The sequence below is a fragment of the Paenibacillus tianmuensis genome, from assembly GCF_900100345.1.
Classification (GTDB): domain Bacteria; phylum Bacillota; class Bacilli; order Paenibacillales; family NBRC-103111; genus Paenibacillus_G; species Paenibacillus_G tianmuensis.
Map to the genome: position 1 here is coordinate 156,934 of NZ_FMTT01000006.1, position 25,698 is coordinate 182,631.

General features: G+C 52.5%; 26 protein-coding genes. All 26 read right to left on the reverse strand.

Going from position 1 to position 25,698, the window contains the following annotated elements; all coding sequences use genetic code 11:
- On the reverse strand, positions 1–635 hold a 635-nt coding region (locus BLO51_RS06505; protein WP_174551201.1), incomplete at its 3' end, for a translation initiation factor IF-2 N-terminal domain-containing protein.
- Positions 613–960 (reverse strand): YlxQ family RNA-binding protein, encoded by a 348-nt coding sequence (locus BLO51_RS06510; protein WP_090668764.1) that lies wholly within the window; start codon positions 958–960, stop codon positions 613–615. The genes BLO51_RS06505 and BLO51_RS06510, both read right to left, overlap by 23 nt.
- Positions 947–1,261 (reverse strand): RNase P modulator RnpM, encoded by a 315-nt coding sequence (gene rnpM / locus BLO51_RS06515; RefSeq protein WP_010491249.1) that lies wholly within the window; start codon positions 1,259–1,261, stop codon positions 947–949. The genes BLO51_RS06510 and rnpM overlap by 14 nt, the downstream gene beginning before the upstream one ends.
- Before the next feature lie 45 nt (positions 1,262–1,306).
- The gene (gene nusA, locus BLO51_RS06520) at positions 1,307–2,404 is read right to left on the reverse strand and encodes a transcription termination factor NusA (RefSeq protein WP_090668595.1); all 1,098 of its coding nucleotides are present in this window, start codon (positions 2,402–2,404) and stop codon (positions 1,307–1,309) included.
- Between the two features lie 57 nt (positions 2,405–2,461).
- The gene (rimP, locus tag BLO51_RS06525; RefSeq protein ID WP_090668598.1) at positions 2,462–2,920 is read right to left on the reverse strand and encodes a ribosome maturation factor RimP; all 459 of its coding nucleotides are present in this window, start codon (positions 2,918–2,920) and stop codon (positions 2,462–2,464) included.
- A gap of 230 nt (positions 2,921–3,150) precedes the next feature.
- Positions 3,151–7,464 (reverse strand): PolC-type DNA polymerase III, encoded by a 4,314-nt coding sequence (locus tag BLO51_RS06530; RefSeq protein ID WP_090668604.1) that lies wholly within the window; start codon positions 7,462–7,464, stop codon positions 3,151–3,153.
- Positions 7,465–7,793: 329 nt separating this feature from the next.
- The gene (proS, locus tag BLO51_RS06535; protein ID WP_090668609.1) at positions 7,794–9,251 is read right to left on the reverse strand and encodes a proline--tRNA ligase; all 1,458 of its coding nucleotides are present in this window, start codon (positions 9,249–9,251) and stop codon (positions 7,794–7,796) included.
- Positions 9,252–9,283: 32 nt separating this feature from the next.
- The gene (gene rseP / locus BLO51_RS06540; RefSeq protein WP_090668614.1) at positions 9,284–10,543 is read right to left on the reverse strand and encodes an RIP metalloprotease RseP; all 1,260 of its coding nucleotides are present in this window, start codon (positions 10,541–10,543) and stop codon (positions 9,284–9,286) included.
- Between the two features lie 198 nt (positions 10,544–10,741).
- Entirely contained in the window at positions 10,742–11,884 is a 1,143-nt protein-coding gene (locus BLO51_RS06545; protein WP_090668617.1) for a 1-deoxy-D-xylulose-5-phosphate reductoisomerase, read from the reverse strand.
- Between the two features lie 24 nt (positions 11,885–11,908).
- Positions 11,909–12,697 (reverse strand): phosphatidate cytidylyltransferase, encoded by a 789-nt coding sequence (locus BLO51_RS06550; RefSeq protein WP_090668620.1) that lies wholly within the window; start codon positions 12,695–12,697, stop codon positions 11,909–11,911.
- A gap of 73 nt (positions 12,698–12,770) precedes the next feature.
- Positions 12,771–13,538 carry an undecaprenyl pyrophosphate synthase gene (locus BLO51_RS06555; protein WP_090668622.1) on the reverse strand — a complete coding sequence of 256 codons (768 nt, stop codon included), beginning with the start codon at positions 13,536–13,538 and terminating at the stop codon, positions 12,771–12,773.
- Positions 13,539–13,597: 59 nt separating this feature from the next.
- Positions 13,598–14,152, reverse strand: coding sequence for a ribosome recycling factor (frr, locus tag BLO51_RS06560; RefSeq protein WP_090668626.1), 555 nt, complete (start codon positions 14,150–14,152; stop codon positions 13,598–13,600).
- Positions 14,153–14,155: 3 nt separating this feature from the next.
- Positions 14,156–14,881, reverse strand: coding sequence for a UMP kinase (gene pyrH, locus BLO51_RS06565; RefSeq protein ID WP_090668629.1), 726 nt, complete (start codon positions 14,879–14,881; stop codon positions 14,156–14,158).
- A 97-nt stretch (positions 14,882–14,978) separates the two neighbouring features.
- Positions 14,979–15,629: a translation elongation factor Ts gene (tsf, locus tag BLO51_RS06570; RefSeq protein ID WP_090668632.1), complete on the reverse strand. Its 651-nt coding sequence runs from the start codon at positions 15,627–15,629 to the stop codon at positions 14,979–14,981.
- A gap of 94 nt (positions 15,630–15,723) precedes the next feature.
- Positions 15,724–16,422, reverse strand: a complete 699-nt coding sequence (gene rpsB, locus BLO51_RS06575) for a 30S ribosomal protein S2 (RefSeq protein WP_090668634.1) — start codon at positions 16,420–16,422, stop codon at positions 15,724–15,726.
- 250 nt (positions 16,423–16,672) lie between these two features.
- The gene (locus BLO51_RS06580; RefSeq protein WP_090668637.1) at positions 16,673–17,182 is read right to left on the reverse strand and encodes a hypothetical protein; all 510 of its coding nucleotides are present in this window, start codon (positions 17,180–17,182) and stop codon (positions 16,673–16,675) included.
- Complete coding sequence (locus BLO51_RS06585; protein WP_245719548.1) at positions 17,175–17,768, reverse strand: hypothetical protein; 594 nt, start codon at positions 17,766–17,768, stop codon at positions 17,175–17,177. The genes BLO51_RS06580 and BLO51_RS06585 overlap by 8 nt, the downstream gene beginning before the upstream one ends.
- Before the next feature lie 30 nt (positions 17,769–17,798).
- Positions 17,799–18,131: a hypothetical protein gene (locus tag BLO51_RS06590; RefSeq protein ID WP_090668643.1), complete on the reverse strand. Its 333-nt coding sequence runs from the start codon at positions 18,129–18,131 to the stop codon at positions 17,799–17,801.
- Between the two features lie 39 nt (positions 18,132–18,170).
- Positions 18,171–19,580, reverse strand: a complete 1,410-nt coding sequence (locus BLO51_RS06595; protein ID WP_090668766.1) for a flagellar assembly protein A — start codon at positions 19,578–19,580, stop codon at positions 18,171–18,173.
- 23 nt (positions 19,581–19,603) lie between these two features.
- A complete protein-coding gene (locus BLO51_RS06600) occupies positions 19,604–20,386 on the reverse strand; it encodes a FliA/WhiG family RNA polymerase sigma factor (protein ID WP_036676395.1) in 783 nt (260 codons plus the stop codon).
- Between the two features lie 18 nt (positions 20,387–20,404).
- Positions 20,405–20,821, reverse strand: a complete 417-nt coding sequence (locus tag BLO51_RS06605) for a hypothetical protein (RefSeq protein WP_090668648.1) — start codon at positions 20,819–20,821, stop codon at positions 20,405–20,407.
- A 4-nt stretch (positions 20,822–20,825) separates the two neighbouring features.
- Positions 20,826–21,320: a chemotaxis protein CheD gene (locus BLO51_RS06610; RefSeq protein ID WP_090668651.1), complete on the reverse strand. Its 495-nt coding sequence runs from the start codon at positions 21,318–21,320 to the stop codon at positions 20,826–20,828.
- Positions 21,317–21,937, reverse strand: a complete 621-nt coding sequence (locus BLO51_RS06615) for a chemotaxis protein CheC (RefSeq protein ID WP_090668655.1) — start codon at positions 21,935–21,937, stop codon at positions 21,317–21,319. The genes BLO51_RS06610 and BLO51_RS06615 overlap by 4 nt, the downstream gene beginning before the upstream one ends.
- A 5-nt stretch (positions 21,938–21,942) precedes the next feature.
- Positions 21,943–22,404: a chemotaxis protein CheW gene (locus BLO51_RS06620; RefSeq protein WP_090668658.1), complete on the reverse strand. Its 462-nt coding sequence runs from the start codon at positions 22,402–22,404 to the stop codon at positions 21,943–21,945.
- Between the two features lie 51 nt (positions 22,405–22,455).
- Positions 22,456–24,507 (reverse strand): chemotaxis protein CheA, encoded by a 2,052-nt coding sequence (locus BLO51_RS06625; protein ID WP_090668661.1) that lies wholly within the window; start codon positions 24,505–24,507, stop codon positions 22,456–22,458.
- 48 nt (positions 24,508–24,555) lie between these two features.
- Positions 24,556–25,671, reverse strand: a complete 1,116-nt coding sequence (locus tag BLO51_RS06630; protein ID WP_090668664.1) for a protein-glutamate methylesterase/protein-glutamine glutaminase — start codon at positions 25,669–25,671, stop codon at positions 24,556–24,558.
- Positions 25,672–25,698 lie beyond the last annotated feature (27 nt).

The following is a 25,698-nucleotide window of genomic DNA, read 5'->3' on the forward strand; positions in this document are numbered from 1 at the left end:
TGACCTTGGCCTTGACCGCCGCGATAGCCTCCGCCCTGGCCTCCTTGACCCTGACCTTGGCCGCCGCGATAGCCTCCGCCTTGGCCCCCTTGACCCTGACCTTGGCCGCCGCGATAACCGCCGCCTTGGCCTCCTTGACCTTGGCCTTGACCGCCGCGATAGCCGCCGCCTTGGCCTCCTTGACCCTGACCACCACGATTGCGATCTTGTCCTTGGCGATCCCCTTGGCGAGGCTGGCCTTGACCTTGACGGCCTTCGCCGCCTTGACCTTGCGGTCTGTTTTGTCCCTGACCGTTGTTTTGCTTAGGTGCAGCCGATTGTACTTGCGTCGTTTGCGGGCGCTGTTCCGGTTTTGGCTGCGCCGCTACGGTTTGTTGTTTGGACTCCGGACGATTGGTCGGCTTATCCCCTGTTTTGGCTCCGCCCTCGCTCCGTTTTGCTGCTGCATTGGCTTTAACATCTCTGAAAAATTTCTCTACACTTGACACCGCATCATTCTCCATTACGCTCATATGATTGTTGACCGGAAGATCCAGTCTTTTTAATATTGTGATGATCTCTTTACTGCTCATATTCAAAGATTTGGCATATTCGTACACTCTGAGTTTGTCTTTATTGTTGTCTTGTTTCGTCAATACCGTCCACCTCCGTACGATCTAACTGCTTCAACAACATCCGCGCAAATCCCGCATCGTTTACCCCAATGACGACTCGCGCTTCTTTACCGATACTTGCCCCAAGCTGATCCCGACGGCCGTACTGATGGATAGGAACTTGATAATAAATGCACTTATCGTTCACTTTCTTGAAGGTGCCTGCGGAAGCGTCCTCGGCCACGATTACAAGCTTCGTTTCGCCGCTTCGGACCGATTCGATCACCATGTCTTCACCGGTAATCAGCTTTCCCGCCCGCATGGCGAGCCCCAGATTCGAGAAAAATTTGCCGCTATTCTTGTTCATCATCCACCGCGTCTTTTCCGGCAATAAATTCGTCTTCCACCTTAATAAAATCCTGCTCGAGAGCGTCGTATATATCCGGACTGACCGACGATTTCAGTGCGCGATCCAGCGCACGCGATTTCTTGGCCAGCTTGAAGCAGGATAGTTTACCGCACAAATAGGCGCCGCGTCCGGCTTTTTTTCCCGTCAAATCGATGAGCAATTCATCATTTGGCGTTTTCACCACGCGGATTAGTTCTTTCTTAGGCATCATCTGCTGGCAGGCTACGCATTTACGCAGAGGTATTTTTCTTTGTTTCATCGGATCATCCCCCTCCCGCATGGCCGTCAGACCGATGTCTGCGAATTAATCGATACTGACGGAATCCTGGTGCATTTCTTCAGCATATGTCTTCGGTCGGCCGTACTCCTGCTCGGCTTGCGTCTCGCTCTTAATGTCGATCTTCCAGCCGGTCAATTTGGCGGCCAGCCGCGCATTCTGCCCTTTAATGCCGATGGCAAGCGACAGCTGATAGTCCGGAACGATAACCCGGGCCATTTTCTCAGCTTCGAACGCTTGCACCTCCAGCACCTTGGACGGGCTGAGCGCGTTGGCGACATACTCCTCCACACTTTCCATCCAGCGGACGATGTCGATTTTTTCGCCCTTCAGCTCGCCGACGATCGTTTGCACGCGCATGCCCTTCGGCCCGACGCAAGAACCGACCGGATCGACTTCCGGATTGCGGGAGTATACAGCGATCTTGGAACGGAAGCCGGCTTCGCGAGCGACGGAACGAATTTCGACGACCCCTTGGAAAATTTCCGGAACTTCCAGCTCGAACAACCGTTTCAAAAGCCCCGGGTGGGTACGGGACAAAATGATCTGCGGCCCCTTGGTCGTATTTTCGACCTTGGTGATATACGCTTTAATGCGGTCTCCGTGCTTGAATTTGTCCGTGGGCATCAGCTCGTTCAGCGGCATGACCGCTTCGATTTTGCCCAAATCGATATACAGGTTGCGCGTATCTTGACGCTGCACGATGCCGTTGACGATATCTTCCTCTTTATCGACATAGGCATTGTAGATCAGCCCGCGCTCCGCCTCGCGGATCCGCTGCGTGACGACCTGCTTCGCCGTCTGCGCCGCAATCCGGCCGAAATCGCGAGGAGTAACCTCAATCTCGACGATGTCGTTCAGCTGATAATTTTGGTTCATTTCTCTTGCAGCGAAGAGCGAAATTTCCAGCCGCGGATCAAGCACGTCGTCGACGACCGTTTTGCGGGCGTATACTTTAATAAGACCCGTATGGCGGTTGATGTCGACGCGCACGTTTTGCGCGGTATTGAAATTGCGCTTATAGCTCGAAATCAGCGCTGCCTCAATCGCGTCGATCAGCACGTCTTTGGCGATGCCTTTCTCCTTTTCGATTTCGTTCAGCGCTTCGATAAAATCCATGTTCATTTGAATGGAGTTCCCCCTCTCATAAAATACGAGCTGCCCAGCGCTTTGGCAGATCGACTAGAATTTGATGGCGAGCCTGGCGCCGGCCACTTTGTCAAACGAGATTTCGTGCTTTTTCTTGCCGACCTCGACGACAACCGTTTGTTCGTCGTACGACACGAGCGTGCCCTCGAATTCCTTCAAACCGTTTACCGGTTCGTACGTCGTCACGAAGACATGCTCGCCAATCGCTTTACGATAGTCCTGAGGCTTCTTGAGCGGACGCTCCGCCCCGGGCGAAGACACTTCCAGGAAGTAAGCCGATTCGATAGGGTCCTTCTCATCCAGCTTGGCGCTGAGGTACTCGCTGATGCGGCCGCAGTCATCGATATCGATGCCGCCTTCTTTATCCACATATACTCGCAAAAACCAGTTGCCGCCTTCTTTCACATATTCGATGTCGACCAGCTCAAATCCGTTTTCGTCCAAAAAAGGGCGAACCAGCTCTTCCACAGTGGATTTGATGTTTGTGCTCAAACGTGCGTTCCTCCTTAGTAGGGTGAAAAAGCGAGCGATAGTTAGAGTATGGAAGCTCAGCGTCTTCACTCGCTTTGGGGCCTTATACAAAATGTAAAGAGTGGGTTTCCCCACTCTTTGGTCACGAGATATTACATTGCTACCGAAGAAGATTATACCACAAGTACAGAGATCATGCAATAAGGCGTAAAAAGGCGCTTGAGGAAGCAAAAAAGACTTCTTCACGAGTTCTAAAACAGCGAAAGCTGATTCGTTTCCGGAAGGCCTCGGAAGCAGCCCATGCCGCCAAGAAGCTCGATGATCGTCTTCGACGCCTTGCTTCGGGTCTGAAAGTCCTCTATCGATAAGAACGGGCCGTCGTTTTTGGCAGCCGCGATGTTCTTCGCCGCGTTCTCCCCGATCCCCGCAACGGCGGAAAACGGCGGAATAAGCGAGTCGTCTTCGATAAGAAACTTTGTCGCCTCCGATTTGTACAAATCGATCGGTTTAAAGGAAAAGCCGCGGGCCGACATCTCCAGCGCCATTTCGAGAATGGAGATCATGCTTTTCTCTTTTGGCGTCGCCTGGAACCCTTTTTCCTCAATTTCGATCAGTTTACGCAAAATCGCGTCGTAGCCTTGGCACAGCAGCTCGATCTCGAAATCCTGCGCGCGGACGGAAAAGTAAGTCGCATAGTAAGCGATAGGGTAATAAAGCTTAAAATAAGCGGTGCGTACCGCGGAAATAACGTAAGCGGAAGCATGTGCCTTTGGGAACATGTACTCGATTTTTTCGCACGAATCGATGTACCACAGGGGAACGTTATGCTTCTTCATATCTTCTTTCCACTCGTCGGTGAGCCCTTTCCCCTTCCGCACGCTCTCGGTGATTTTAAACGCCAGCCCCGCGTCCATACCCGCTTTGTAGATCAAATACAGCATGATATCGTCGCGGCACCCGATCACCGTCTTAATCGTGCAGATGCCTTTCCGGATCAGTTCCTGCGCATTGCCGAGCCACACGCCGGTTCCGTGGGAGAGACCCGAAATTTGCAGCAAGTCCGCAAAGCTGGACGGCTTTGCTTCCTCTAGCATCTGGCGCACGAACTTCGTCCCCATCTCCGGCACCCCGTAGGTCGCCACCGTCGTCCGGATTTGCTCCGGCGTCACGCCGAGCGCGCCCACGGAGTTGAACATGCTCATGACTTTCGGATCGTTCATCGGAATCGTTGTCGGATCGACGCCGGTCAAATCCTGCAGCATCCGCATCATGGTCGGATCATCGTGTCCCAGAATATCGAGCTTCAGCAGGTTGGCGTCGAAGGCGTGATAATCAAAATGCGTCGTTTTCCATTCGGCGCTCGTATCGTCGGCCGGAAATTGCACCGGAGTGATATCGTCGACCTCGATGTAATCCGGCACGACTACGATCCCGCCGGGATGCTGGCCGGTGCTTCGCTTTACGCCCGTGCAGCCGGAAGCCAGCCGGTTCAACTCCGCTCCGCGCCACTTTTTGCCATGCTCTTCTTCATACTTCTTTACAAAACCGAATGCCGTCTTTTCCGCAACCGTACCGATCGTGCCCGCCCGGAACACACTTTTCTCCCCAAACAGCTCTTTGGTATAGTTATGCGCGTGCGGCTGGTATTCGCCGGAAAAGTTCAAGTCGATATCGGGAACCTTGTCGCCCTTGAAGCCGAGGAACGTTTCGAACGGAATGTCCTGGCCTTCCCCTTTCAGCTTTTCCCCGCAGTTCGGACAGTTCTTGTCCGGCAGGTCGAAGCCGCTGGGAATCGATCCGTCGAGAATCCATTCACTGTGCTTGCACGATTTGCAAATGTAATGCGGCGGCAGCGGATTAACCTCGGAAATGCCGAGGAATGTCGCTACGACCGAGGAACCGACCGAGCCCCGCGAACCGACTAGATAGCCGTCGGCGTTCGACTTCTTAACAAGCCGCTCGGAGATCAGATAGTTCGCCGAGAAACCGTACTTGATAATCGGCACAAGTTCCTTCTCCAGTCGCGCTACAATAACCTCCGGCAGCGGGTCTCCGTAAATCTGCTTCGCCGTATCGTAGCAGGTATCGCGGATCTCATCGTCCGCTCCTTCGATAATCGGCGTGAACAGCTTGGTCGGAAACAGCTCCAATTCCTCGAACCGGTCGGCAAGCTCCGACGTATTTTTCACAACGACCTCGTAAGCCGTTTCTTTCCCCAAGTATTCGAACTCTGCAAGCATTTCTTTCGTTGTGCGAAGGTGCACATCCGGCTTGCGGATATCCTTAAGCGGGCTAAAGCCGGTAATTCCGTGAATGGTGATGTCACGGTATATTTTTTCCCGCGGATGCAGATAATGCACGTTGCCCGTCGCAATAACAGGCTTGCCAAGCTTGCGGCCGATTTCGACAATTTTGCGATTGGCATTCTCCAGCTGCGCCGGGCTGCCGACCAATCCTTTGTCCACCAAGTGCATGTTCACGCCAATCGGCTGAATTTCGAGCACGTCGTAAAATGCTGCGACCATTTCCGCTTCTTCGACCGATTTGTTCAGCACCGTTTCGTAAAACTCGCCCTTTTCGCAGCCTGAAGCGATGATCAAGCCTTCGCGCATTTCCATCAGCTTGCTCTTCGGAATGCAGGCCACCCGGTGAAAATACTCCGTGTGCGAAAGGGATATTAGACTGAACAGATTTTTTTTGCCGGTCATGTCTTTAGCGTAAATGCAGCAATGGAATGGCCGCTGCGTTTTGAGGTTTTTGCCGACCTCGTCGTTCAAACGGGACAGCAGCTTATAGCCGCGGTCCCCGGCTTCCTTCAACAGGTGAAAAAGTACGTGACCAAGCGCAATCGAGTCGTCGATCGCCCGGTGATGGTTGTCCAAGCCGACCTTGAACTTATCGGATAGCGTGTTGAGCCGGTGATTTTTAAGCGTCGGGAACAACAGCCGGGCAAGCTCCAGCGTATCCAGCACAGGATTAGTCACTTCGAGCAAACCGAGCCGTTTGCAGTTTGCTTGAATGAACCCAATATCGAATCGCGCATTATGCGCTACCAGAACGCTATCCCCTACGAACTCGATAAACTTGGGCAGCATCTCTTCCAGCTCGGGCGCACCTTTGACCATGTCGTCCGTAATGTTGGTGAGCTGCTGAATGTTGTATGGAATGCGCTCATGCGGATCAATGAACGTAGCAAACCGGTCGATTTCTTTACCGTCTTTCATGCGGACGCCGGCAAGCTCGATAATTTTGTTGCTGGTAACAGAAAGCCCTGTCGTCTCAATATCGAAAATGACATATTCCGCATCGGTCAGGCTAATGTCCGTCGCATTCATAACGACCTGCACGGAATCGTTGACGACGTTGGCTTCCAAGCCGTAAATGACCTTGATCCCGTTTTTCTTCGCAGCCTTATACGCCTCCGGAAAGCATTGAATACCGCTGTGATCGGTCACGGCAATCGCTTTATGGCCCCATTTGGCTGCGGTCTTGATATATTGGTCGACCGGCGTGATTCCGTCCATCGTAGACATCGCCGTGTGGAGGTGAAACTCCACACGCTTCTCTTCCGCATCGTCCTTCCGGTCCGGCGGGGCAACGATTTCATTGACGTCAGAAGGAATCATCACGAGCTCGGGGATTTGCATAAACCGGTCGTACTCGACCCGGCCGCGCAGCTTCAGCCACTTGCCGTTCGTGATCAGGCTGTAAATTTTAACGTCTTCTTTCGTTTTGGCAAACGCCTTGACCATGATCGAATCCGAAAAGTCGGTAACGTTGAATATGAACAGCGTGCTGCCATTCTTCAGCTCTTTCGTGTCCAGGCCGAAGACCGTGCCTTGTACCGTAACCTTCTTCTCTTCATCCCTGACGTCCTGCAGCGGAACCGCCGGATCTTTAATGTCATAACCGACCATCAGCTTCAGCTCCGCATCCTGCTGCGCATCCGCTTCGTTCTCCGCCTCAACAGCCGTCAAGATATTAATCGTTACTTCTTTCTCTTCCTGCTCGATTTGCTTCGAGAATTTCTCCAGCTCTTCTTCACGGGAATCGCTGACCGCATACTTCACATGAAAATCCACGCCGAAAAATCCGCTGAAATATCGTTGAATCAGTCCGCCGATATTTTTTTTCTTAGCCAATTCAAAGCCGATCGTGTCTAGCAAATAAAGCGTAAGCACGTTCCCGTTCGTTTCAATTTTGGCCTTGGTCATCCAGCCGTTAATCGATGCCGCTTCCCGCTGCACCCATTCGAGAAACATGCTCCAGTATTCGTGCGCCACTTCTTCCGGCTTCACATCCGGCGTGTATTGGAGCACGAAACGGATGGCAGCGATGTGCGAGAATTTGTCCCGGATCATTTTGCAGAAGGAACGGTAAATATCTTGCGGCACCACTTGAGTTTTGACGATATGAAACGTCCATTCCCTGTTTTTGCGGCTCGTTTCCACTTTATCGATATACCCGTCCGAAAAAAAAGACCGAACCACGTCTGCCGGTACACTGGCCTGCTGCATCAGCATTTCAAAGCGGTCCCGTTTCAGCGCCGTACTGTCATTGCTCATGGTGCTCCTCCCCCGTAAAACGATGAAAGGGGCAAAAGGAGTGTTGCTTTCCCATTGCCCCTTATGTAAAAGGTTAGGCGTTTGTTTTAGAAATGTAGCGATCATCTTCAGTAACTGCCGCGTCGGAAAAGTATTACCACTCCACCGCTCTTGAAATCAAGTTGCCTTATTTTATAAAAACCTACAAGGTAACAACTTGATTTCAAAGGCGGCCGTTTCACTCTCCGTGGTAACACTTTTCCTGAGGCCCTTCGAAGAAATAAGCAACTTAAGCCAACTCTAAACACAAACTCCTAATTACATTGCGTTAGTAGAAAAAATCGTGTTAATTAATACGATTTGCCGAAGACGACGGTGTGCTTGGCGTCTTCGCCGCAGACGAGACATTTCGGCTTGGATACGCCCGGCTCGAACGGAATATTGCGGCTCGTTGCGCCTGCCTCTTCTTTGACCTGCGCTTCGCAGGCGGCGGAGCCGCACCAGCCCGACAATGCGAAGCCGCGTTTTTGCTCGAGGAACGATTTCAGCTCGTCCACCGTATCCGCTTCAGTCATGCTTTCGTCGCGGAACCGCTTGGCTCGATCATACATTTCCTGCTGCGTTTCCGTCAATAGCTTTTGCACTTCTTCTACAAATTGGTCTTGCTGGACGACACGCTTCTCTCCGGTAATCCGGGACACCAGGACCACTTGCCCGTTTTCCATGTCCCGCGGTCCCAGCTCGACGCGGACCGGTACGCCACGCATTTCGTATTCGTTAAATTTCCAGCCCGGACTTTGGTCCGGCCGATCGTCCACTTTCACACGTACGCCAGCCTGCTTCAACTGGGCGTACAGCTCGTCTACGCGGCCGACAACCTGCTCTCTCGTCTTCGGAGGACCGATAGGAATCATGATGACTTGCGTCGGTGCGATCTTCGGCGGCAAAGCCAAACCGCGGTCGTCGCCGTGAACCATGATCAGAGCTCCGATGAGACGGGTGCTGACTCCCCAAGAGGTCGTATGGCAGAACTGATGCTGATTCTCGCGGTCCAAATATTTAATATCAAACGCCACGGCGAAGTTCGTGCCCAAATAGTGGGAAGTTCCCGCTTGCACCGCTTTGCCATCCTTCATCATCGCTTCGATGGAATACGTATCGACGGCGCCCGCGAACTTCTCGGAAGGCGTCTTCTGGCCCATAATGACCGGAATCGCTAAGAACTCTTCGGCGAAAGAACGATAAATTTCCAGCATCTGCATCGTTTCTTTGCGCGCATCAGCTTCATCCTCGTGAGCCGTGTGGCCTTCCTGCCATAAAAACTCGCTTGTACGCAAGAACGGCAGCGTCCGCTTTTCCCAACGGACCACGTTGGCCCACTGGTTGATCAAGAGCGGCAGGTCGCGGTAGGAATTTATCCACTCCGCATACATGTGGCCGATCATCGTCTCGGATGTCGGGCGAATCGCCAGCCGCTCTTCGAGCTTCTCACCGCCTGCTTCCGTTACCCACGGCAGCTCCGGGTTGAACCCTTCCACATGTTCTTTTTCTTTTTGGAAAAAGCTCTCGGGAATGAACAGCGGGAAATAAGCGTTGCGGTGTCCCGTTTCCTTAAACCGGCGGTCCAGCTCCCGCTGAATATTTTCCCAAAGCTCGTACCCGTCCGGTTTAAATACGATGCATCCGCGGACAGGCGAGTAGCTCATGAGATCGGCCTTTTTAATGACATCAATATACCAGCGGGAGAAATCCTCGCCCTGCGGCGTAATTTCTTTCACAAACTGTTTGTCTTGCTTTTGGTTCGACATCGTTCTGTTTTCCCCCTACGGACGGCAATTCGTTAACCTTTAATCAAACGTAATATATCGTTATAAGTGACAGCGATCATAAGCAGCATCATCATCGCAAAGCCGACAAAATGGACCATGCTTTCGCGACTCGGATCGACAGGCTTGCCGCGGAGCGCCTCCAGCAGCAAAAACAGCAGCCGGCTTCCGTCCAGCGCCGGGATCGGCAGCAGATTGAACAATCCCAAATGAAGGCTCATAACGGCCATCCAATAGATGTATTGGATAAACCCTGCGCTAGCTTGCTGGCTTGTAAATTCCACGATCCTTACCGGACCGCCCAAATCGTCCATTTTTACCTGAAGCGTCACCAGCTTGCCAAAGCCGTCCAGGATGATGGTCGATGCGGAAACAAGGGTGTTCCAGCCTCCGGTAAACCCTTCGAGCACCGTGGCAGGGCGCGTTTCAGTCAGAAGGGAGACGCCGACGCGAATGACGCCGTCCTTGTCCATAAGCGGAGTCACTTCTTTGCGGATCTGCTCCTTGTTGCGCTCAATAATCCATACCATCGGTTTATTCGGAGATTGTTGAATTAAGCCGGTCAGCTTATTGCGGTCGGAGCCGATCTGCACATGATCTACCTGAAGGATAATGTCGCCGGACTGGAGCCCCGCTTTCTCCGCAGCGGAAGCTGAACTGATTTCCTGAATTTTCACCTTGTCGGGCAGTCCAGCTACGAACACTACGGTTACAAATAGCGCCAAGGCAAGAATAAAATTCATCAGCGGTCCGGCAAAGATAGCCATTGCGCGCCGTCCTACCGACTTGCTCCCGAACTGGCGGTCCAACGGGGCAATCTGGGTCTCCTGTTCCTTGGACACCATCATGGCCTGAGGATGAATCGAATAACGTTCGATTTCCCCATCGACATCCAGACGGACGAACAAATCTTTTTCCAGATCGATCTGCTCGACGACGCCTTCAATCGCTTCCCGGCGGCTTTCGAACTCGTTCAAGTAAATGTGTGTGACCTGATTATCGTCCAACTGCACGGCGATACGCTGACCCTGGTTGATCTGAACGATCTCCGGATCTTCCCCGGCCATTCGGACGAACCCGCCGATCGGAAGAAGTCTGAGTGTAAACCGGGTTTCTCCGCGTTTGGAGGAGAGTAACTTGGGACCGAAGCCGATAGCGAATTCCCGAACGAGAATGCCCGCTCGCTTGGCAAAGTAAAAATGTCCCCATTCATGAATCGTGACTAGAACAAAAAACAAAAGAACAATTTGAAATACGATCTGGATGTTAGCCAATGGGTGTACGGCCTCCTTAAGCGCAAATGTTCATATCCAAGCTATGGGCAAATGGTATTGGCTGCATGAAAATCGTCCGAAGCCTTCCTTTAAGATTAGCATTAATCCCAAAGGGAATACAAGCCGGGACTCATGATATGAACATATGAGCAGCTTCGCCGAAAGATGCCCTGGCGTCGCATCTTCAAACGGATCATTTTAGCCCAAGCTGCGCGCCTCTTCCCGGGCCCAACGGTCGATCTCCAGGATGGCGGACAAATCCGGGCCCGGGATCGGGGAATGCTTGTCCATGACCCTGGCAATCACCTCTTCGATGGCCAGGAATGAAATTTCTCTTTTCAAGAACCGTTCTACCGCAACTTCGTTAGCCGCATTGTACACGGTGGGCATGGAGCCGCCCGTCCGTCCGCTTTCGTACGCCATCCGCAAACACGGATACCGGTCGAAATCCATCTCGCGAAACTGCAGCTTCCCGACATCGGATAAACGCAAACGTTCGGAAGGCGTTGCCATCCTGTCCGGATAGGTCAACGCATACTGAATCGGCACCCGCATATCCGGCATCCCTAACTGGGCGATAATGCTGTAGTCTACGAACTCAACGAATGAATGGATAATGCTTTCGGGATGAATCAGTACTTCTATCTGATCGTAAGGCAAGCCGAAGAGCCAGTGGGCTTCGATCACTTCCAGCCCTTTGTTCGCCATCGTCGCCGAATCGATCGTAACTTTCGCTCCCATCGACCAATTCGGATGCTTGAGCGCATCTTCAACCGTTACATGTGTAAGCTCTTCCCGGGTGCGGTCACGAAACGATCCCCCGGAAGCGGTTAACGTAATTTTATGTACGCGATCCCGCGATTCTCCGTTCAAGCATTGGAATATGGCGGAATGCTCGCTATCGACCGGAAGCAAAGCGACGCCGCGGCGCTGCGCTAATTCCGTCACTAGATGCCCTGCGCTAACCAACGTCTCCTTATTGGCAAGACCGATATGCTTACCCGCGTCGATCGCGGCCAGCGTCGGCTTAAGTCCTTGGCTGCCGACAATAGCGGTGACCACAAGCTCGGCATCGGTGCCCGCCGCAATTTCGTGCAGCCCCTCTTCACCGTATAGAACCTGAGCGTCCGATTTCGCTGCCGCACGCAGCTGTTCCGCCGCTTCCTTCGTCGCAACGGCTACCTTGCGGGGACGAAAGCGCTCGATTTGCTCCAGCAGGAGCGGGATATTATAACCACCGGCAAGCCCTTCCACCTCGAAACGTTCCGGGTAATGCGATATGACATCCAAGGTCTGGGTTCCAATGGAACCGGTAGACCCCAGAATACTGACTTTTTTCACCAACGTTCACCTCGGGGGCAATAGTTATACGTGCGGGAGCAGAGCCGCTAAATGAAGGAACGGAAACACGATCAGCCAGCTGTCAGTGCGGTCAAGCACGCCGCCGTGTCCCGGCAGGATCGTTCCCGTATCTTTGATGCCCTTGACCCGCTTATAGGCGGATTGAATCAAATCGCCCATCTGACCGACAATCGCAATGACGAGCCCGATCCAAATCGCTTGCGCAAAGCTAAGCAGCTCCGGACGGTACCAGGCAAAGCCGAGTGCAACGACAATGGACAATGCCGTGCCGCCGATCGCTCCCTCGACGGATTTCTTCGGACTAATGGCAGGCCAGAGCGGTGTTTTTCCAATCATCGATCCGGTAAAATACGCGCCGGAATCCGTTGACCAAATGCATAAAAATACAAGCAGCGTCCAATAAAGCCCATTCTCGGATAGCCAGCGCGTCTCCACCATGTAATGAAAGCCGATACCCACGTACACCATGCCCAAAAATGCCGTAGTCACATGATCGATCGTAATTTTGTTTTTCGAAATAACGGTAACGGCCAGAAAAACAAACATAAACAACCAAATCAAGCGCTCTATCGAAATCCCGGCCTCCTGCCACGGTACAACAAGGCCGATGACCCCTAGATAGCCTAAAATTGAGATCGTTTTGTTCTTGTTAAGACCGCTCATCCGTAAAAACTCGTCGTACCCGATCAGCGACAATACCAGGATTAACCCGGCAAACCAATAGCCTCCCAAATACAACAGGATGAAAAAGGCGAGCCCTGCCACGACTCCTGTGACAATTCGCTGCTTCAAATCGCGATTCCTCCATCGTTTATGCTGGCAGACGGACATAAGCCGAGCTGCCCCTACCTGTTGTCAACGGCCGCTATAAACCGCCGTATCTTCTGGCGCGGCGTTGGTACTCCCCGACAGCATCGTAGAAATGCTGCTCTGTAAATTCCGGCCAGCACAAATCTGTAAAAAATAGTTCCGAATAAGCTAACTGCCAAAGCATAAAGTTGCTGATCCGAAGCTCTCCGCTGGTGCGTATCAGAAGATCGGGGTCCGGGAGCGGATCGGTTAACAAATATTTGGAGAAAAGCGCCTCGTCCACTTCGTCCGCGGCTACTTTATTTTCTTTCATATCCTGAGCAAGCTGCTGGATGCCCTTGAGCATTTCTTTGCGGCTTCCGTAATTTAGCGCAAAGTTCAGAATGAGGCCGGTGTTGTGCTTCGTTTGATCGATCGCGTCCTGAACCGCTTTCAGCGTAAAGTCAGGCAGATCTTCCTGCCAGCCCGTCATACGGATCTGGACGTTATTCGCAATCAGTTCGCCGATTTCTTTCGGAAAAAATTCCATCGGGAGCTTCATTAAATAGTCGACTTCTTCCTTCGGTCTTTTCCAATTTTCCGTGGAAAAAGCATACAGTGTCAGCACCTTCACACCGATGCTGTTTGCGGCCATCGTAATTTTTTTTACGTTCTTCATACCTGAATGGTGGCCTGCCACCCGCGGCAGTCCCCGCTTTTGTGCCCATCGGCCATTACCGTCCATGATGACGGCGACATGGTTCGGAATGTTGTCCGCATCCAGCTTGAGAGCGGCTTGCTCTCCTTCTGGTTTGCTTCCAAACCATTTTTTGAATGACATCATGTCTGAATCCCCCATCAGGAAAGACTAAAAGCCCCCTCGAATAAGGGGGTCTTTACCGGTTACACTTCCATGATTTCTTTTTCTTTGGCAGCCAATACTTTGTCGACTTCCGCGATATGCTTGTCCGTGAACTTCTGGATGTCGTCCTGATGACGGCGGGACTCGTCTTCCGATATACCCGTCTTCTCCAGTTTTTTGATATCGTCGTTCGCGTCGCGGCGGATGTTGCGGATCGCCACTTTCGCTTCTTCACCGAACTTGCGCGTCATTTTGACGAGCTCGGCACGGCGTTCTTCCGTCAAAGCCGGAATGACGATACGGATCGCGCTGCCGTCGTTGGAAGGCGTCAATCCAAGATCGGATTTCATAATCGCTTTTTCGATAGCGGCAACCGAGCTTTTGTCCCACGGCTGAATCATCAGCGTGCGGGAATCCGGCGTATTAATGTTCGCCAGCTGATTTACCGGTGTCATAGAGCCGTAGTATTCGACTTGAACGCGATCCAGCAGTGCAGGGGTTGCCCGCCCCGCCCGAAGCGAAGCCAGCTCCTTCTTCAGCGCGGCGATCGCTTTCTCCATGCGATCTTCCGCACTTTTTTTAATGGATTGCGGCATAGATTACACACTCCCTTTTACAATCGTGCCGATCTTCTCCCCAACTACGACGCGCTTGATATTGCCGCTTTCCGTAATAGAGAAGACGACCAACGGAATATTGTTGTCCATACATAAGGAGGATGCGGTCGAGTCCATAACGCCAAGGTTTTTGTTCAGCACTTCGAGGTAAGTCAGCGTTTCGAATTTTTGCGCGGTAGTGTCTTTGAACGGGTCGGCGGTATAGACGCCGTCGACTTTGTTCTTCGCCATCAAGATCACTTCCGCTTCGATTTCGGCTGCTCTAAGCGCCGCGGTCGTATCCGTCGAGAAATACGGATTGCCCGTTCCTGCCGCAAAAATGACAACCCTGCCCTTTTCCAAGTGCCGGATCGCTCTTCTGCGGATGTACGGTTCTGCAACCTGTTGCATCGTGATGGACGTTTGTACCCGTGTCGGTACGCCGATCGTTTCCAGCGCATCCTGCAGCGCCAGCGAGTTCATCACCGTAGCCAGCATACCCATGTAGTCTGCAGTTGCCCGGTCAATGCCTTTTGCGCTTCCGGCAATGCCGCGCCAGATGTTGCCGCCGCCAACGACGATGGCGACCTCCACCTGAAGATCCACTACTTCCTTCACCTGCTGGGCGATGGACGAAATCATCTCGGAGTCGATGCCGTAACCTTGTTGTCCGGCTAACGCTTCTCCGCTTAATTTCAAAATGACTCTTTTATAAATCGGACGTTCCAAGCTCCAACCCCTCCATTTCAATCAGACCGCTAAAGCTTTCTGTTAAAAAACAAGGAACACAGCGTGTTCCTCGTTCCCTTGCATTTATCTTGTTGAATTACAGTTTAACTTGGGACATAACTTCTTCAGCGAAGTTTTCTTGTTTCTTCTCCAGGCCTTCTCCGAGCTCGAAACGAACGAAGCGGCGGATCGACAAGTTTTCGCCGATCGTTGCGATGTTTTCTTTCAGTACTTCTTCTACGGTTTTGTCCGGGTCTTTTACGAAAGGCTGCTCAAGCAGGCAGTATTCCTCGTAGTATTTCGCCAGACGTCCTTCGACGATTTTCTCGACGATTTTTTCCGGCTTGCCTTCGTTCAGCGCTTGGTTCGTCAAGATTTCGCGCTCTTTGTCCAGCGCTTCTTGCGGAACTTCATCACGGCGAAGGAATTTCGGGTTGGAAGCTGCGATATGCAAAGCAATGTCGCGTACAAACGTTCTGAACTGCTCGTTTTTCGCAACGAAGTCAGTTTCGCTGTTTACTTCAACCAATACGCCGATTTTGCCGCCGGCGTGAATGTAGGACTCGATCATGCCTTCCGTTGCGATCCGGCCTGCTTTGTTGGCTGCCGCGGAAAGACCTTTTTCGCGCAAAATCTCGGCAGCTTTGGTCAAGTCGCCGTTTGCTTCTTCCAATGCTTTTTTACAATCGAGCATGCCTGCTCCTGTTTTATCGCGCAATTCTTTTACTGCTGCTGCACTAACTGCCATGATTTGGCCTCCTTGGAATGTGATATGTATTCCCAAAAAAAGGGCGGTGAAAGGATTTTGCACCTTTAAACCACCCTTTCTCGTATTCAATGCATTAAGCTGAAGTCTCTTCGCCTTGGCGAGCTTCGATAACCGCGTCGGCAATTTTAGCCGTCAGCAATTTCACGGCACGGATTGCATCGTCGTTACCCGGGATCACGTAGTCGATTTCGTCCGGATCGCAGTTCGTGTCTACGATACCAACGATCGGAATACCAAGCTTGCGCGCTTCCGCAACGGCAATGCGCTCTTTGCGCGGGTCGATGATGAACAGTGCGCTTGGCAGACCTTTCATATGGGAAATACCGCCCAAGAATTTCTCAAGACGATCTTTTTCTTTGCGAAGAATAATAACTTCTTTTTTCGGCAGCACTTCGAACGTGCCGTCTTGTTCCCATTTTTCCAGCTCGTGCAAACGGTTGATCCGTTTTTGGATCGTTTGGAAGTTCGTCAGCGTACCGCCGAGCCAACGTTGGTTGATGTAGTACATTCCGCAACGTCCAGCTTCTTCTTTAACCGAATCCTGTGCTTGCTTTTTCGTACCTACGAACAAGATCGTGCCGTTTTCTGCGGCTACGGACTTGACGAAGTTGTAAGCTTCCTCAACTTTTTTGACCGTTTTTTGCAGGTCGATGATGTAAATTCCGTTTCTTTCGGTGAAGATGTATCGATCCATTTTCGGGTTCCAACGACGGGTTTGGTGACCGAAGTGTACCCCAGCTTCAAGCAGCTGTTTCATGGAGATAACTGCCATCCTCACGCACCTCCTCTAAATTGGTTTTTGTGGTTTCCTCCGCCGATCGCATCTCCCGGTAAAACTCCTTGGCCGAGACGCTTAAGCAAGCATCTGTCGAACCCAGTGGGAGCACCATTACCGGAATTAACCGACGTGTGGTTTTTAACACCGAAAATTACTATACCATAACTGACAATCGTATGCAACACCCGCGGCAGCTCGACGAAAAAAGACAAAGTCAGACCCCAACCGCCCGAGTCTGATCGTTTTATGGTGTCGTTAAATTGGCTATGATTTGCGTCAGCTCTTGAGACCCCTTAAATCCATGCACGCCTGAGATAATTTTATCGTTGAGTTGCTTTTGTCTCAGCTCGTCTACTAAGGCGGTCCGGTCTGCAATAACGCCGCTCTGCTGCAGCAAATCCGCTACTTGGGCCGCAGTCATGCCTTTGGAGACATAAATGTACGTTTCCTTATCGGGCGCGGCAGACTGCGGCTGTGCGGCTTGTTTGTCCTTCTCTTCTTTCAGCTTCTGCGCGATCATGGCATCGACCTGCGGCTGGTCGTACAGCTTTTGACTTTTGTCGTACACATTAAAATAGGTAGAAGCGGCTTCCTTGAGCCGGATGCGGTCCATCTCCTCGGGCGCCTGTCCTGCCGCGGGCTGCTTGGAAGCGGCGCTGCTCGACGGAGCAACCGCATTCATCAGCTGAAGCAGAACGGCGCCCAAAATCAAACCGGTGCCGAGCCCGTACAGAAGCGATTTGTTCTTAAGCATTCGAGCGTTCCTCCTGTTTGGCAAGCTGCAGGATCAGACTGATTTCCCCTTTGTTCATGCCCAGCTTCTTGGCGATATAGTCCGTCGATTTGCCGGACTCGTACAATCCGAACAGCTCGCCGTAGCGCTCCTTCATATTCATCGCAGCTTTGTTCGCTGCTTCCGGCTGCGCGTCGGGCGCGGCGGACTCCGAATAGGCCGGCGATACCGAGGCCCCGGCGCTCGCTCCCAACGCTTCTCCCAGCTTTAACGCGTCGGCTTGGCGGGACATGCGCCGCTGCTCCTCCGAGAACGTCAGCCGGCCCAGTTCGTGCCGCAGCTCCTGACATTGCTTTTCAAGCGTTTCCACACGCGAGGTCAGTTTAGCCGCATGCTCCTCGTACGTTTGTTTGGTCCCGGAGAACAGCTCGATCAGCGCTTTGTTTTGCTCCTCAAGCTCCATAGCCAAGTGATCCATTGCCTGCTCCATCTCTTTTACGATGGCGCCGTCGGGCTTGGCCGCTCCTTCGGATTTTCGCGGGATAATCTTTGCATAGACCACGATTAGAAGCCCGACCAGCACGATGTATACCCAAGGTTGGTCCAATTGCATTCACCTAGTTTCACAACAAAATAGTTATAAAGTCAAGTCGATATGACGCCCCTTGAACGGATGCTCCGGCGCGGTGCCGCTTGACGCCTGTTTGGCTTCCTCAGCCGACTTCTTGGCCCCTCCGCCGCCTCGGGAGTTCCGTTCGCCCGAACGGTCCGACTGATCGTCTTTGATCGAAGCTTGACCGGTCTCCTCCGTCTTGGCGCTAACCTGACGTTCTTTTATCGTAGACTTCTCGTTGGAGCTGTTCAGCATGGCCTGGTCTTCCACTCGCTTTTGCACCATTTGATGCTGCTTCAGACCGGCTTCGTCGTTCTTATGCAGCGCAAACTGCATTTCAACCGGTTTCATGCTCACCGGCATCCCCTCCTTCGAGCTGTACGCACACGTCAGCCTTTATACGATAGGAAGCATCGCGATATCTCCGTCGATCAGTTGAAACCTGACGCGGGGAGAAGTATCTTTAATAAACTTGGTATATCGGCCGATCACGATTTTCGTTCCGCTGTAGGCGTTAGAAATGACTTCGACCTTTGCTTTTTCCGAGTCTTCAAGCGATTTTTCAATTTCCAGCATTCGTTCCCTGGAGCTCGTAATTTCTTCCGTAACCTGTTTCTTGGTGTGATTCAACTTAACCCGCATCGCCACTTTGTTCGGCCCAAGCTGTCCCGTGGCTGCCAATTGGTCGAGCAGCACGAGCGCTTTATCCGTTTTGTCCAGGTTCTCGCTCAAAGCTCTTTGTTGCGTGCGAAGCTGCTGAAGCTCGTTGCGTAGCTCCGGCAGGACGCCGACTTCGATGACCGTGCCGGTCGACATGGAGTTGCCGATCGTTCGGGCAATAACCGCGTCGCCCGCTTGAATCATTCCTCCGACAATCAGTCCCTTGGTGCCTTTGCATACAACTTGTTTGCCAGCGCGCACCTGAGAGTGCATAATGCTCTGGCTGACCAGCACTTCCTCTCCCGCATTGATGTTGGCATCCTGGATAAAAGAGCTTTTTACCCGTTTTCCGGCGCGGATCGTTCCTTTGTTATGCCCAAGGATTCCCGCGCTGATCTCGATGGAGCCGCCTGCCTCCAAGTCTGCGGCGTCCACACTGCCTGTGATGCGGATATCTCCCACCGCTTTAATGCGGAAGCCCGGCAGAACGTTGCCGCGGATGACGACGGACCCGACAAAATCAATATTTCCGACATTATAATCGACATCCCCGTTCACTTCAAAGATCGGAAACACATTGATTTTATCCCGGTCTGTCTTGGTAACCATGCCGTCAATGGCAGCATAAATGGCCGTCTGCTCCGGATCGGTCACGACGTTTTTGCCGAGCTTGAAGCGAGCTTCTTTCCCATCCTTCGCAAAAAGCGTTTCCCCGGTTACCGCGCGTCCCGGAACACCTAAGGCGGGCGGAATTTTTTGGGCGATCAACTGCCCCTTTTTCACGTTATGGATCGTCGTCACTTCTTTATAATCGACCTTACCGTCCTCCAGCTCAGCCGGGCTTTTGGATTTGTCGTCCAAATTGTACATCATTTGGACGCGCCCGTCCTGACCGTTCTTCGGCGCATCGCCTTTGGCGATTACGTTCTGAGAGAAGAAGAAAGCCTTCGGATCGTCTACGATCGCGGCGATATTCTCCTCATCTATGCCGTATACGATGTGATACGAGGCAATCAATTCCTTAAGCTGTTCTTTGGAGACACGGAACGAATCCTCGCAATTCGCAAACTTGAGGTAAGCGAACAGTTTGTCGTCGGACAACGAAATATCCATATAATAGCTGAGCGGCATCGCCAGATCGGCCATCATTCTCCCCACTTTCCGACCCCTTAGTCATAAAATAGCTGCGACTTATGACGGCTCAAAGAACCCTTTAACCGCAAAATCGCTTTTGAGTGCAGCTGTGATATTCTGGATGGGGAAAGATTCATGACTTCGGCGATCTCGCTTAAAGACAATTCTTCGTAGTAAAAGAGGGATACAACGGTCCGCTCTTTTTCCGTCAACCGTTCGATAGCTTTAGCTAACGTTTCCTTTAAATATACTTCATTGACTTTGGATTCCGGACTTTTCGCCTTTTCGTCAATTAACAAAGAAAGCCGCGTCTCCGAATCTTCCTCCCGAATAGGATCGTCGATCGAACAGACAGTCGTCACTGCGATTTCCTGTACCATCTGTTGAAATTCCTGCTCGCTAACATCCAGATAAGAGCTCATTTCGCTATCGGTTACGGAACGCAAGTATTGCTGTTCGAGCTTTTGATAAGCGTCCTCGATCTTCTTGGCCTTCTCCCTCACGGAACGGGGGACCCAGTCGCCTTGACGGAGCCCGTCAATCATCGCTCCACGAATGCGCCAGGAGGCATATGTTTCAAACTGCAGTCCTCGCTCGTAGTCGAACTTTTCGATGGCATCGATCAAGCCCATAATACCGCAGCTGGATAAGTCTTCTTTCGAAACGTTTTTAGGCAGACCGATGGAAAGTCGACCCGAAACGTAATCGACCAACGGCAAATAGGTTTCGATGAGCGCCTGCTTCGCTTTCAACTGTCGGTCTTCTCTCCATTGCTTCCAAACATCGATATTCGCCAAATGGGATTTTTGCGCGATCATGACAGATAGTCACCATCCTTATTCTTCAGACATTCGGCGAACCGCCTGTGCCAATTCGTCAGGACTCCCTTGGATCTTCGTTGAGAGCTTCGGCGGATTCAGCGGGGAAAAATCGGTCTCCACGGCGTCCATCGGACCCGGCGACGGTTTCAGCATCTGATGCAGTTCCGCATCCTGATCGGGCGTTACAACATCGACCGCCGTCCCTTTAAGCTCATCCTCTTCTTCCGAATGCTCAGGAATGGGAGCGCCCGCGAATCCGGCAACCGTGCCAAGCAGCCAACGGAACAAAAATACAATTACAAACATCAGGACAAAGCTGTAGAAGCTGCGAATCAAGGTAGTCAGCCAAATATTGTCGGTGATCGACAAGGCAAAGGTAATGACGAATGCCGCGGCCCCTACGATAAAGTTCCAACGTATCGATCCGATCATAGGTTTACAATTCCTTCACTCCGTGTTGTACGCTGCGAATCATAAGCATACCGGATTCGCAATCGAATTCGATGGTTCGCCCGTAATTGCCGCCGGTATCTTCGGCAATAATCGAGATCTGGTAACGGCTGAGCATTTCCTTGCAGGACTCGACATTCCGCGGTCCGATCCGCATCGTGTCCGATTGGGAGCCGAAGGCGAACATTTGTGCGCCACCGGCCATTTTGGCAACCATGCGCTTCACTTGAGCCCCAAGATCCTCCATCTGGCGAATCATTTCGGGGATCGCCGTATCGGCATATTTCGCGATGTTCAGCTTTCCTTCTCTGGCAATATCCGAGGTCGGCAGCATGACGTGGGCCATTCCGGCTACTTTGGCCTTGGCATCGAACAAGGTAACGCCCACGCAGGAGCCGAGCCCCGTCGTCTTGAGCACACCGGTCAAGTGAGCGACGTTCAGGTCGGCCATTCCTACTTTAATCAGATTGTCTTGGATCATGGAGTATGCACTCCCAAAGCAACGAAAATACGTTCGAAGGACTCCGGGTCCGGGATGAGGAAGAAATGCCCTTCCACCTCGTCGCTTCCGTCCAGAAACTTCGTGTCGATCAAGAGCGCCTGGTCTCCCATTTGACCGAATTGGAGCAGGCCGTAGCTTAGAATCGCTCCCGCCATATCAATCGCAAGCGAAGGAACGGTGGGCTGCATGTTCAGCTGTGTGAAATCCGCCAGCGACGATAAGTACGAGCCCGCCAAAATGTTGCCGATCTCGTTCAGCGCGGACAATTCCATTTCAGAGTACTCGTCGCCCTCCACTACTTCGATTCCGGCCAAGCTGTGAAGAAGCTTCTTGGCCGACTCGAACTTCAGAATAAAGAACAAATTTCCCGGCGTTTCCCCTTCGACTCTGAGAAATATTGCGATAACGGGTTGCTCGGCTCCTCCTACGCTGTCCGCGATTTCCTCGAAAGGAACCATTCGCACTTTGGGCACAAGCATATCTACAGGTTTATCGAGCAGCTGCGAGAGTGCGGTAGCCGCATGTCCGGCACCGATATTTCCGACTTCCTTCAGCACATCCATTTGAAAATCGGCAAAAGAGTTAAATGCTTCCACTAGGCCTACTCCTCTACATTCTCCAGTTGAACGATCTCGCTCTTGCTCAATACTTCCTTCAGGTTCAGCAGCACAAGCAGCCGGCTTTCGCCTATTTTGGCAATCCCGTGAAGGTACTTGGCCTTAATGCCGCCTACGATTTCCGGCGGATCTTCGATATGATCCGAATCCACATCGATGACGTCGTTGGCCGAATCGACAATCAGGCCGACTTCGATGTCGCCGACGGCAACGATAATGATCCGCGAGTTGTCGGTATACTCTGTTTCCGGAAATCCGAAGCGGCCGCGCAGATCGATGACGGGGGTAACCACGCCGCGCAAATTGATGACGCCTTTGACAAATTCAGGCGTTTTCGGAACCCGGGTCATCGGCTGCATCCGTTCAATGGTGCGGACCTTCTCAACCTCTACCCCGTATTCTTCCCTTCCTAAAGCAAACACGATGACTTTCAATTCTTCTCCCATACTCGCAGCCTCCTTAAGTTATCGCGTGAATATAGACGTCTTTGCATCCCGCTATTTAATCAAGGCATTCGTATCGATAATTAACGCGACTTGTCCGTCTCCCAGAATGGTTGCGCCGGAAATCGCAAACAGCTTGGTCAAATATTTGCCGAGCGTCTTCAGCACGATTTCCTGCTGGCCGATAAATTCGTCGACGACGAGCGCCGCCATTTTGTCGCCTTTGCGTATGATGACCACTTGCGTCTCGTTCTCGGAAATATTCGTTCCTCCCGGCACATCGAACAGATCAGCCAAGGATACGAGCGGGATGACCCCGGTACGGTAGTCGACCATGCGATTGCCGTGAACCGAGCGAATTTGTTCCTGACGGACAGCCATCGTTTCCACAATGGAAGAAAGTGGGATAGCGTACTTCTCGTTATTGAGCCGGATCAGCATCGCCGAGATAATCGACAGCGTCAGCGGCAGCTGAACGGAAAATTTAGAGCCTTTTCCCCATTCCGAATCTAGTTGGACTTGTCCGCCGAGACTTTGAATCTTCGTCTTCACGACATCAAGTCCGACCCCGCGGCCGGAGATGTCCGATATTTTATCCGCCGTGCTGAAGCCAGAGGCAAAAATCAACTGATTGACCTCGTCATCCGTAATGTGCGCGGCTTGTTCCTTGGTCAAAACGTTGTTTTCCAAAGCTTTTTTCAACACTTTGTCCCGGTTAATGCCGCGTCCGTCTTCCTCAATCTCGATAAACACATGGTTTCCGCTATGATACGCGCGCAGGTGAATCGTTCCGGTTTCGGGCTTTCCAAGGGTAACGCGCTCGGCAGACGGCTCCACGCCATGATCGACGGCATTCCGAAGCAAGTGCACCAGCGGATCGCCGATTTCGTCGATGACCGTCCGGTCCAATTCGGTATCGGCGCCGGTGATGATCAGGTCTACCTTTTTGTCCAGCGTCTTGGCGACATCCCGGATCATGCGCGGGAATCGGTTGAAGACGGTATCGATCGGCACCATGCGCAGCTTCAGTACGATATTCTGCAAATCGCTGCTCACCCGGGACATATGCTCGACGGTTTCCGTCAGCTCGCTGCGGCGAATTTCGCTGGCAAGCTGCTCCAGCCGTACCCGATCGATCAGCAGCTCGCTGAACAGGTTCATCAGCGTATCAAGCCGCTCTATGTCGACGCGGATCGTGCGTCCGGCTACAGGGGCACCGCCTGAGGCAGGCGCTTTTTTGGCTTCCTGCTTCGGCGCTTCCTGCGTCGATGCGGCGGCTGTCTCGGCTTGTGCCTGTGCGGCCGCTGCGTTGGACCCGGAAGGCGGGCTCATGAACTCCATGAGCTTGGCCTGATCCAAAACGATGACGTCCACTTTATCGATTTCGGATACGCTCGCGACTTGCTTTTGCAGATCGTCGCTGTCGATTTGGGATATGTAATAAACGACGAACGATTGATCGAACCGCTCCTGCTCGATATCTTCCACGGAAGGGTTGGACTTGATGACCTCCCCGTTCTGCTCGAGCACATTGAACACCATATAAGCGCGAGCCGCTTTTAACACGCAATCTTGTCGTACAGTTACTTCAAGGCGAAGCACAGGAATGCCCGCTTCGATGGATTGCTGAAGAATCGAATACTGAAATTCGTCAAACTCTCCCCCGGCGGCAGTTGTCGGTTCCGCTTTGGGGGTTGCGCCTCCGGCTGCACCGCCCTTGGCATAATCGCCGGAAACGATGGATTTCAGCGCGGCGACGATTTCGGTTACGTCCGCTTGGCCTGTACCGCCTTGAATGATGTCCTCCACCATGGACTCCAAGGAATCCAGGCTTTTGAACAAGCCGTCAAAAATAAACGAATCCATCTTCAGCTTATGGTTCCGGACGAGGTCCAGCACATTCTCCATCTCGTGAGTCAGCGACGCCAGATCCTCGAATCCCATCGTCGCCGACATTCCTTTCAACGTATGTGCCGACCGAAAAATATTTTGCACGATCGTGATGTCTTCCGGGCTGCTCTCCAGACTGAGCATCTGTTCGTTCAACGCTTGCAAGTGATCTCTCGACTCATCGATAAACATCGAGAGGTATTGATTCATTTCCATATCTACACCTCCATCATGGTAATTGCTCTATCCAAGCTTACCCGGAAGTCAGGGTTCGCGGGCGACGGCTTGCACCAGCTTAGCGGTAATTTCCTGCTGGGGGAGCACATGAGTTACGCATTTCAGCTCCACCGCCGCACGGGGCATACCATATACGATGCAGGTGTCTTCCGATTCGGCGATCGTCGTTACGGCCCCGGATTGCTTCAGCGCGAGCATCCCTTTCGCTCCGTCGGAGCCCATTCCGGTCATGAGTACGATATGGCGTTTAAGCTCCCTCATCGGCAGCAGCGATTCAAAAAGCACGTCCACCGAGGGGCGGTGTCCGCCGCGCGGATCTTCTTTGGACAGATGGATCTTGTAAGAATGGCTCCCGTTGCGGGCGACGGTCATATGATAGCCGCCGGGGGCCACGTAAGCGGTGCCGCTCTCCAGAATCATGCCCGCTTCCGCCTCAACCACCTTCAGCCTGGAAACGGAATCGAGCCGCTGCGCCAGCGACTTGGTAAAATTAGGAGGCATATGCTGGACGATAACGACCGGAGCGGGAAAGTTATCCGGAAAATCGGACAGCACCTGGTGCAGCGCCCGAGGCCCTCCGGTCGAGGTGCCGATGGCGACGATATGTTCGAAGCCGGCCGTACCGGCAGTGGGACGCCGTTCCGTTCTTGAAGCCGGTTCCGAGAACGGCCGCGGATCTTTCGTCACCTCCGGGGCTTTCAGCGACGGCTTGCTCATCGCGGGTCGCGACAGCTTGCGCATGTTCGTTTTTACCGCGATGTGCAGTTTTTCGAGCAGCAGTTGTTTGACTTTATGCAAATCGAGCGAAATCGAACCCGACGGTTTTCCGACGAAATCGACAGCCCCCCATTCGAGCGCTTTGATGGTCTCCGCCGCGCCTTCCTGAGTCAAACTGCTTAGCATGACGACCGGAACGGGGTGTTCATGCATGATCGCGCGAAGCGCATCCAGCCCGTTCATCTCCGGCATCTCAATATCCATGGTAACCGCATGGGGGGTCAACTTTTTGACCAGCTCGACGGCTTCCTTGCCGTTCTTCGCGGTTCCTACTACCCGCAGCGCCGGGTCCCCCGATATAAGGTCGGTGATGATTTTCCTCATAAAAACCGAATCATCCACCACCAGCACATCATAAGGCTGCATACGTTTCACTCCTCTGCGTTGTGTCCG

Excerpts from the sequence above, each read along its gene's own strand:
- BLO51_RS06510 (WP_090668764.1), bottom strand. The coding sequence starts at position 960 with ATGAACAAGAATAGCGGCAAATTTTTCTCGAATCTGGGGCTCGCCATG.
- rnpM (WP_010491249.1), bottom strand. The coding sequence starts at position 1,261 with ATGAAACAAAGAAAAATACCTCTGCGTAAATGCGTAGCCTGCCAGCAG.
- nusA (WP_090668595.1), bottom strand. The coding sequence starts at position 2,404 with ATGAACATGGATTTTATCGAAGCGCTGAACGAAATCGAAAAGGAGAAA.
- BLO51_RS06530 (WP_090668604.1), bottom strand. The coding sequence starts at position 7,464 with ATGAGCAATGACAGTACGGCGCTGAAACGGGACCGCTTTGAAATGCTG.
- proS (WP_090668609.1), bottom strand. The coding sequence starts at position 9,251 with ATGTCGAACCAAAAGCAAGACAAACAGTTTGTGAAAGAAATTACGCCG.
- BLO51_RS06555 (WP_090668622.1), bottom strand. The coding sequence starts at position 13,538 with ATGATGTCATTCAAAAAATGGTTTGGAAGCAAACCAGAAGGAGAGCAA.
- frr (WP_090668626.1), bottom strand. The coding sequence starts at position 14,152 with ATGCCGCAATCCATTAAAAAAAGTGCGGAAGATCGCATGGAGAAAGCG.
- tsf (WP_090668632.1), bottom strand. The coding sequence starts at position 15,629 with ATGGCAGTTAGTGCAGCAGCAGTAAAAGAATTGCGCGATAAAACAGGA.
- rpsB (WP_090668634.1), bottom strand. The coding sequence starts at position 16,422 with ATGGCAGTTATCTCCATGAAACAGCTGCTTGAAGCTGGGGTACACTTC.
- BLO51_RS06580 (WP_090668637.1), bottom strand. The coding sequence starts at position 17,182 with ATGCTTAAGAACAAATCGCTTCTGTACGGGCTCGGCACCGGTTTGATT.
- BLO51_RS06595 (WP_090668766.1), bottom strand. The coding sequence starts at position 19,580 with ATGGCCGATCTGGCGATGCCGCTCAGCTATTATATGGATATTTCGTTG.
- BLO51_RS06600 (WP_036676395.1), bottom strand. The coding sequence starts at position 20,386 with ATGATCGCGCAAAAATCCCATTTGGCGAATATCGATGTTTGGAAGCAA.
- BLO51_RS06605 (WP_090668648.1), bottom strand. The coding sequence starts at position 20,821 with ATGATCGGATCGATACGTTGGAACTTTATCGTAGGGGCCGCGGCATTC.
- BLO51_RS06610 (WP_090668651.1), bottom strand. The coding sequence starts at position 21,320 with ATGATCCAAGACAATCTGATTAAAGTAGGAATGGCCGACCTGAACGTC.
- BLO51_RS06620 (WP_090668658.1), bottom strand. The coding sequence starts at position 22,404 with ATGGGAGAAGAATTGAAAGTCATCGTGTTTGCTTTAGGAAGGGAAGAA.
- BLO51_RS06625 (WP_090668661.1), bottom strand. The coding sequence starts at position 24,507 with ATGGAAATGAATCAATACCTCTCGATGTTTATCGATGAGTCGAGAGAT.
- BLO51_RS06630 (WP_090668664.1), bottom strand. The coding sequence starts at position 25,671 with ATGCAGCCTTATGATGTGCTGGTGGTGGATGATTCGGTTTTTATGAGG.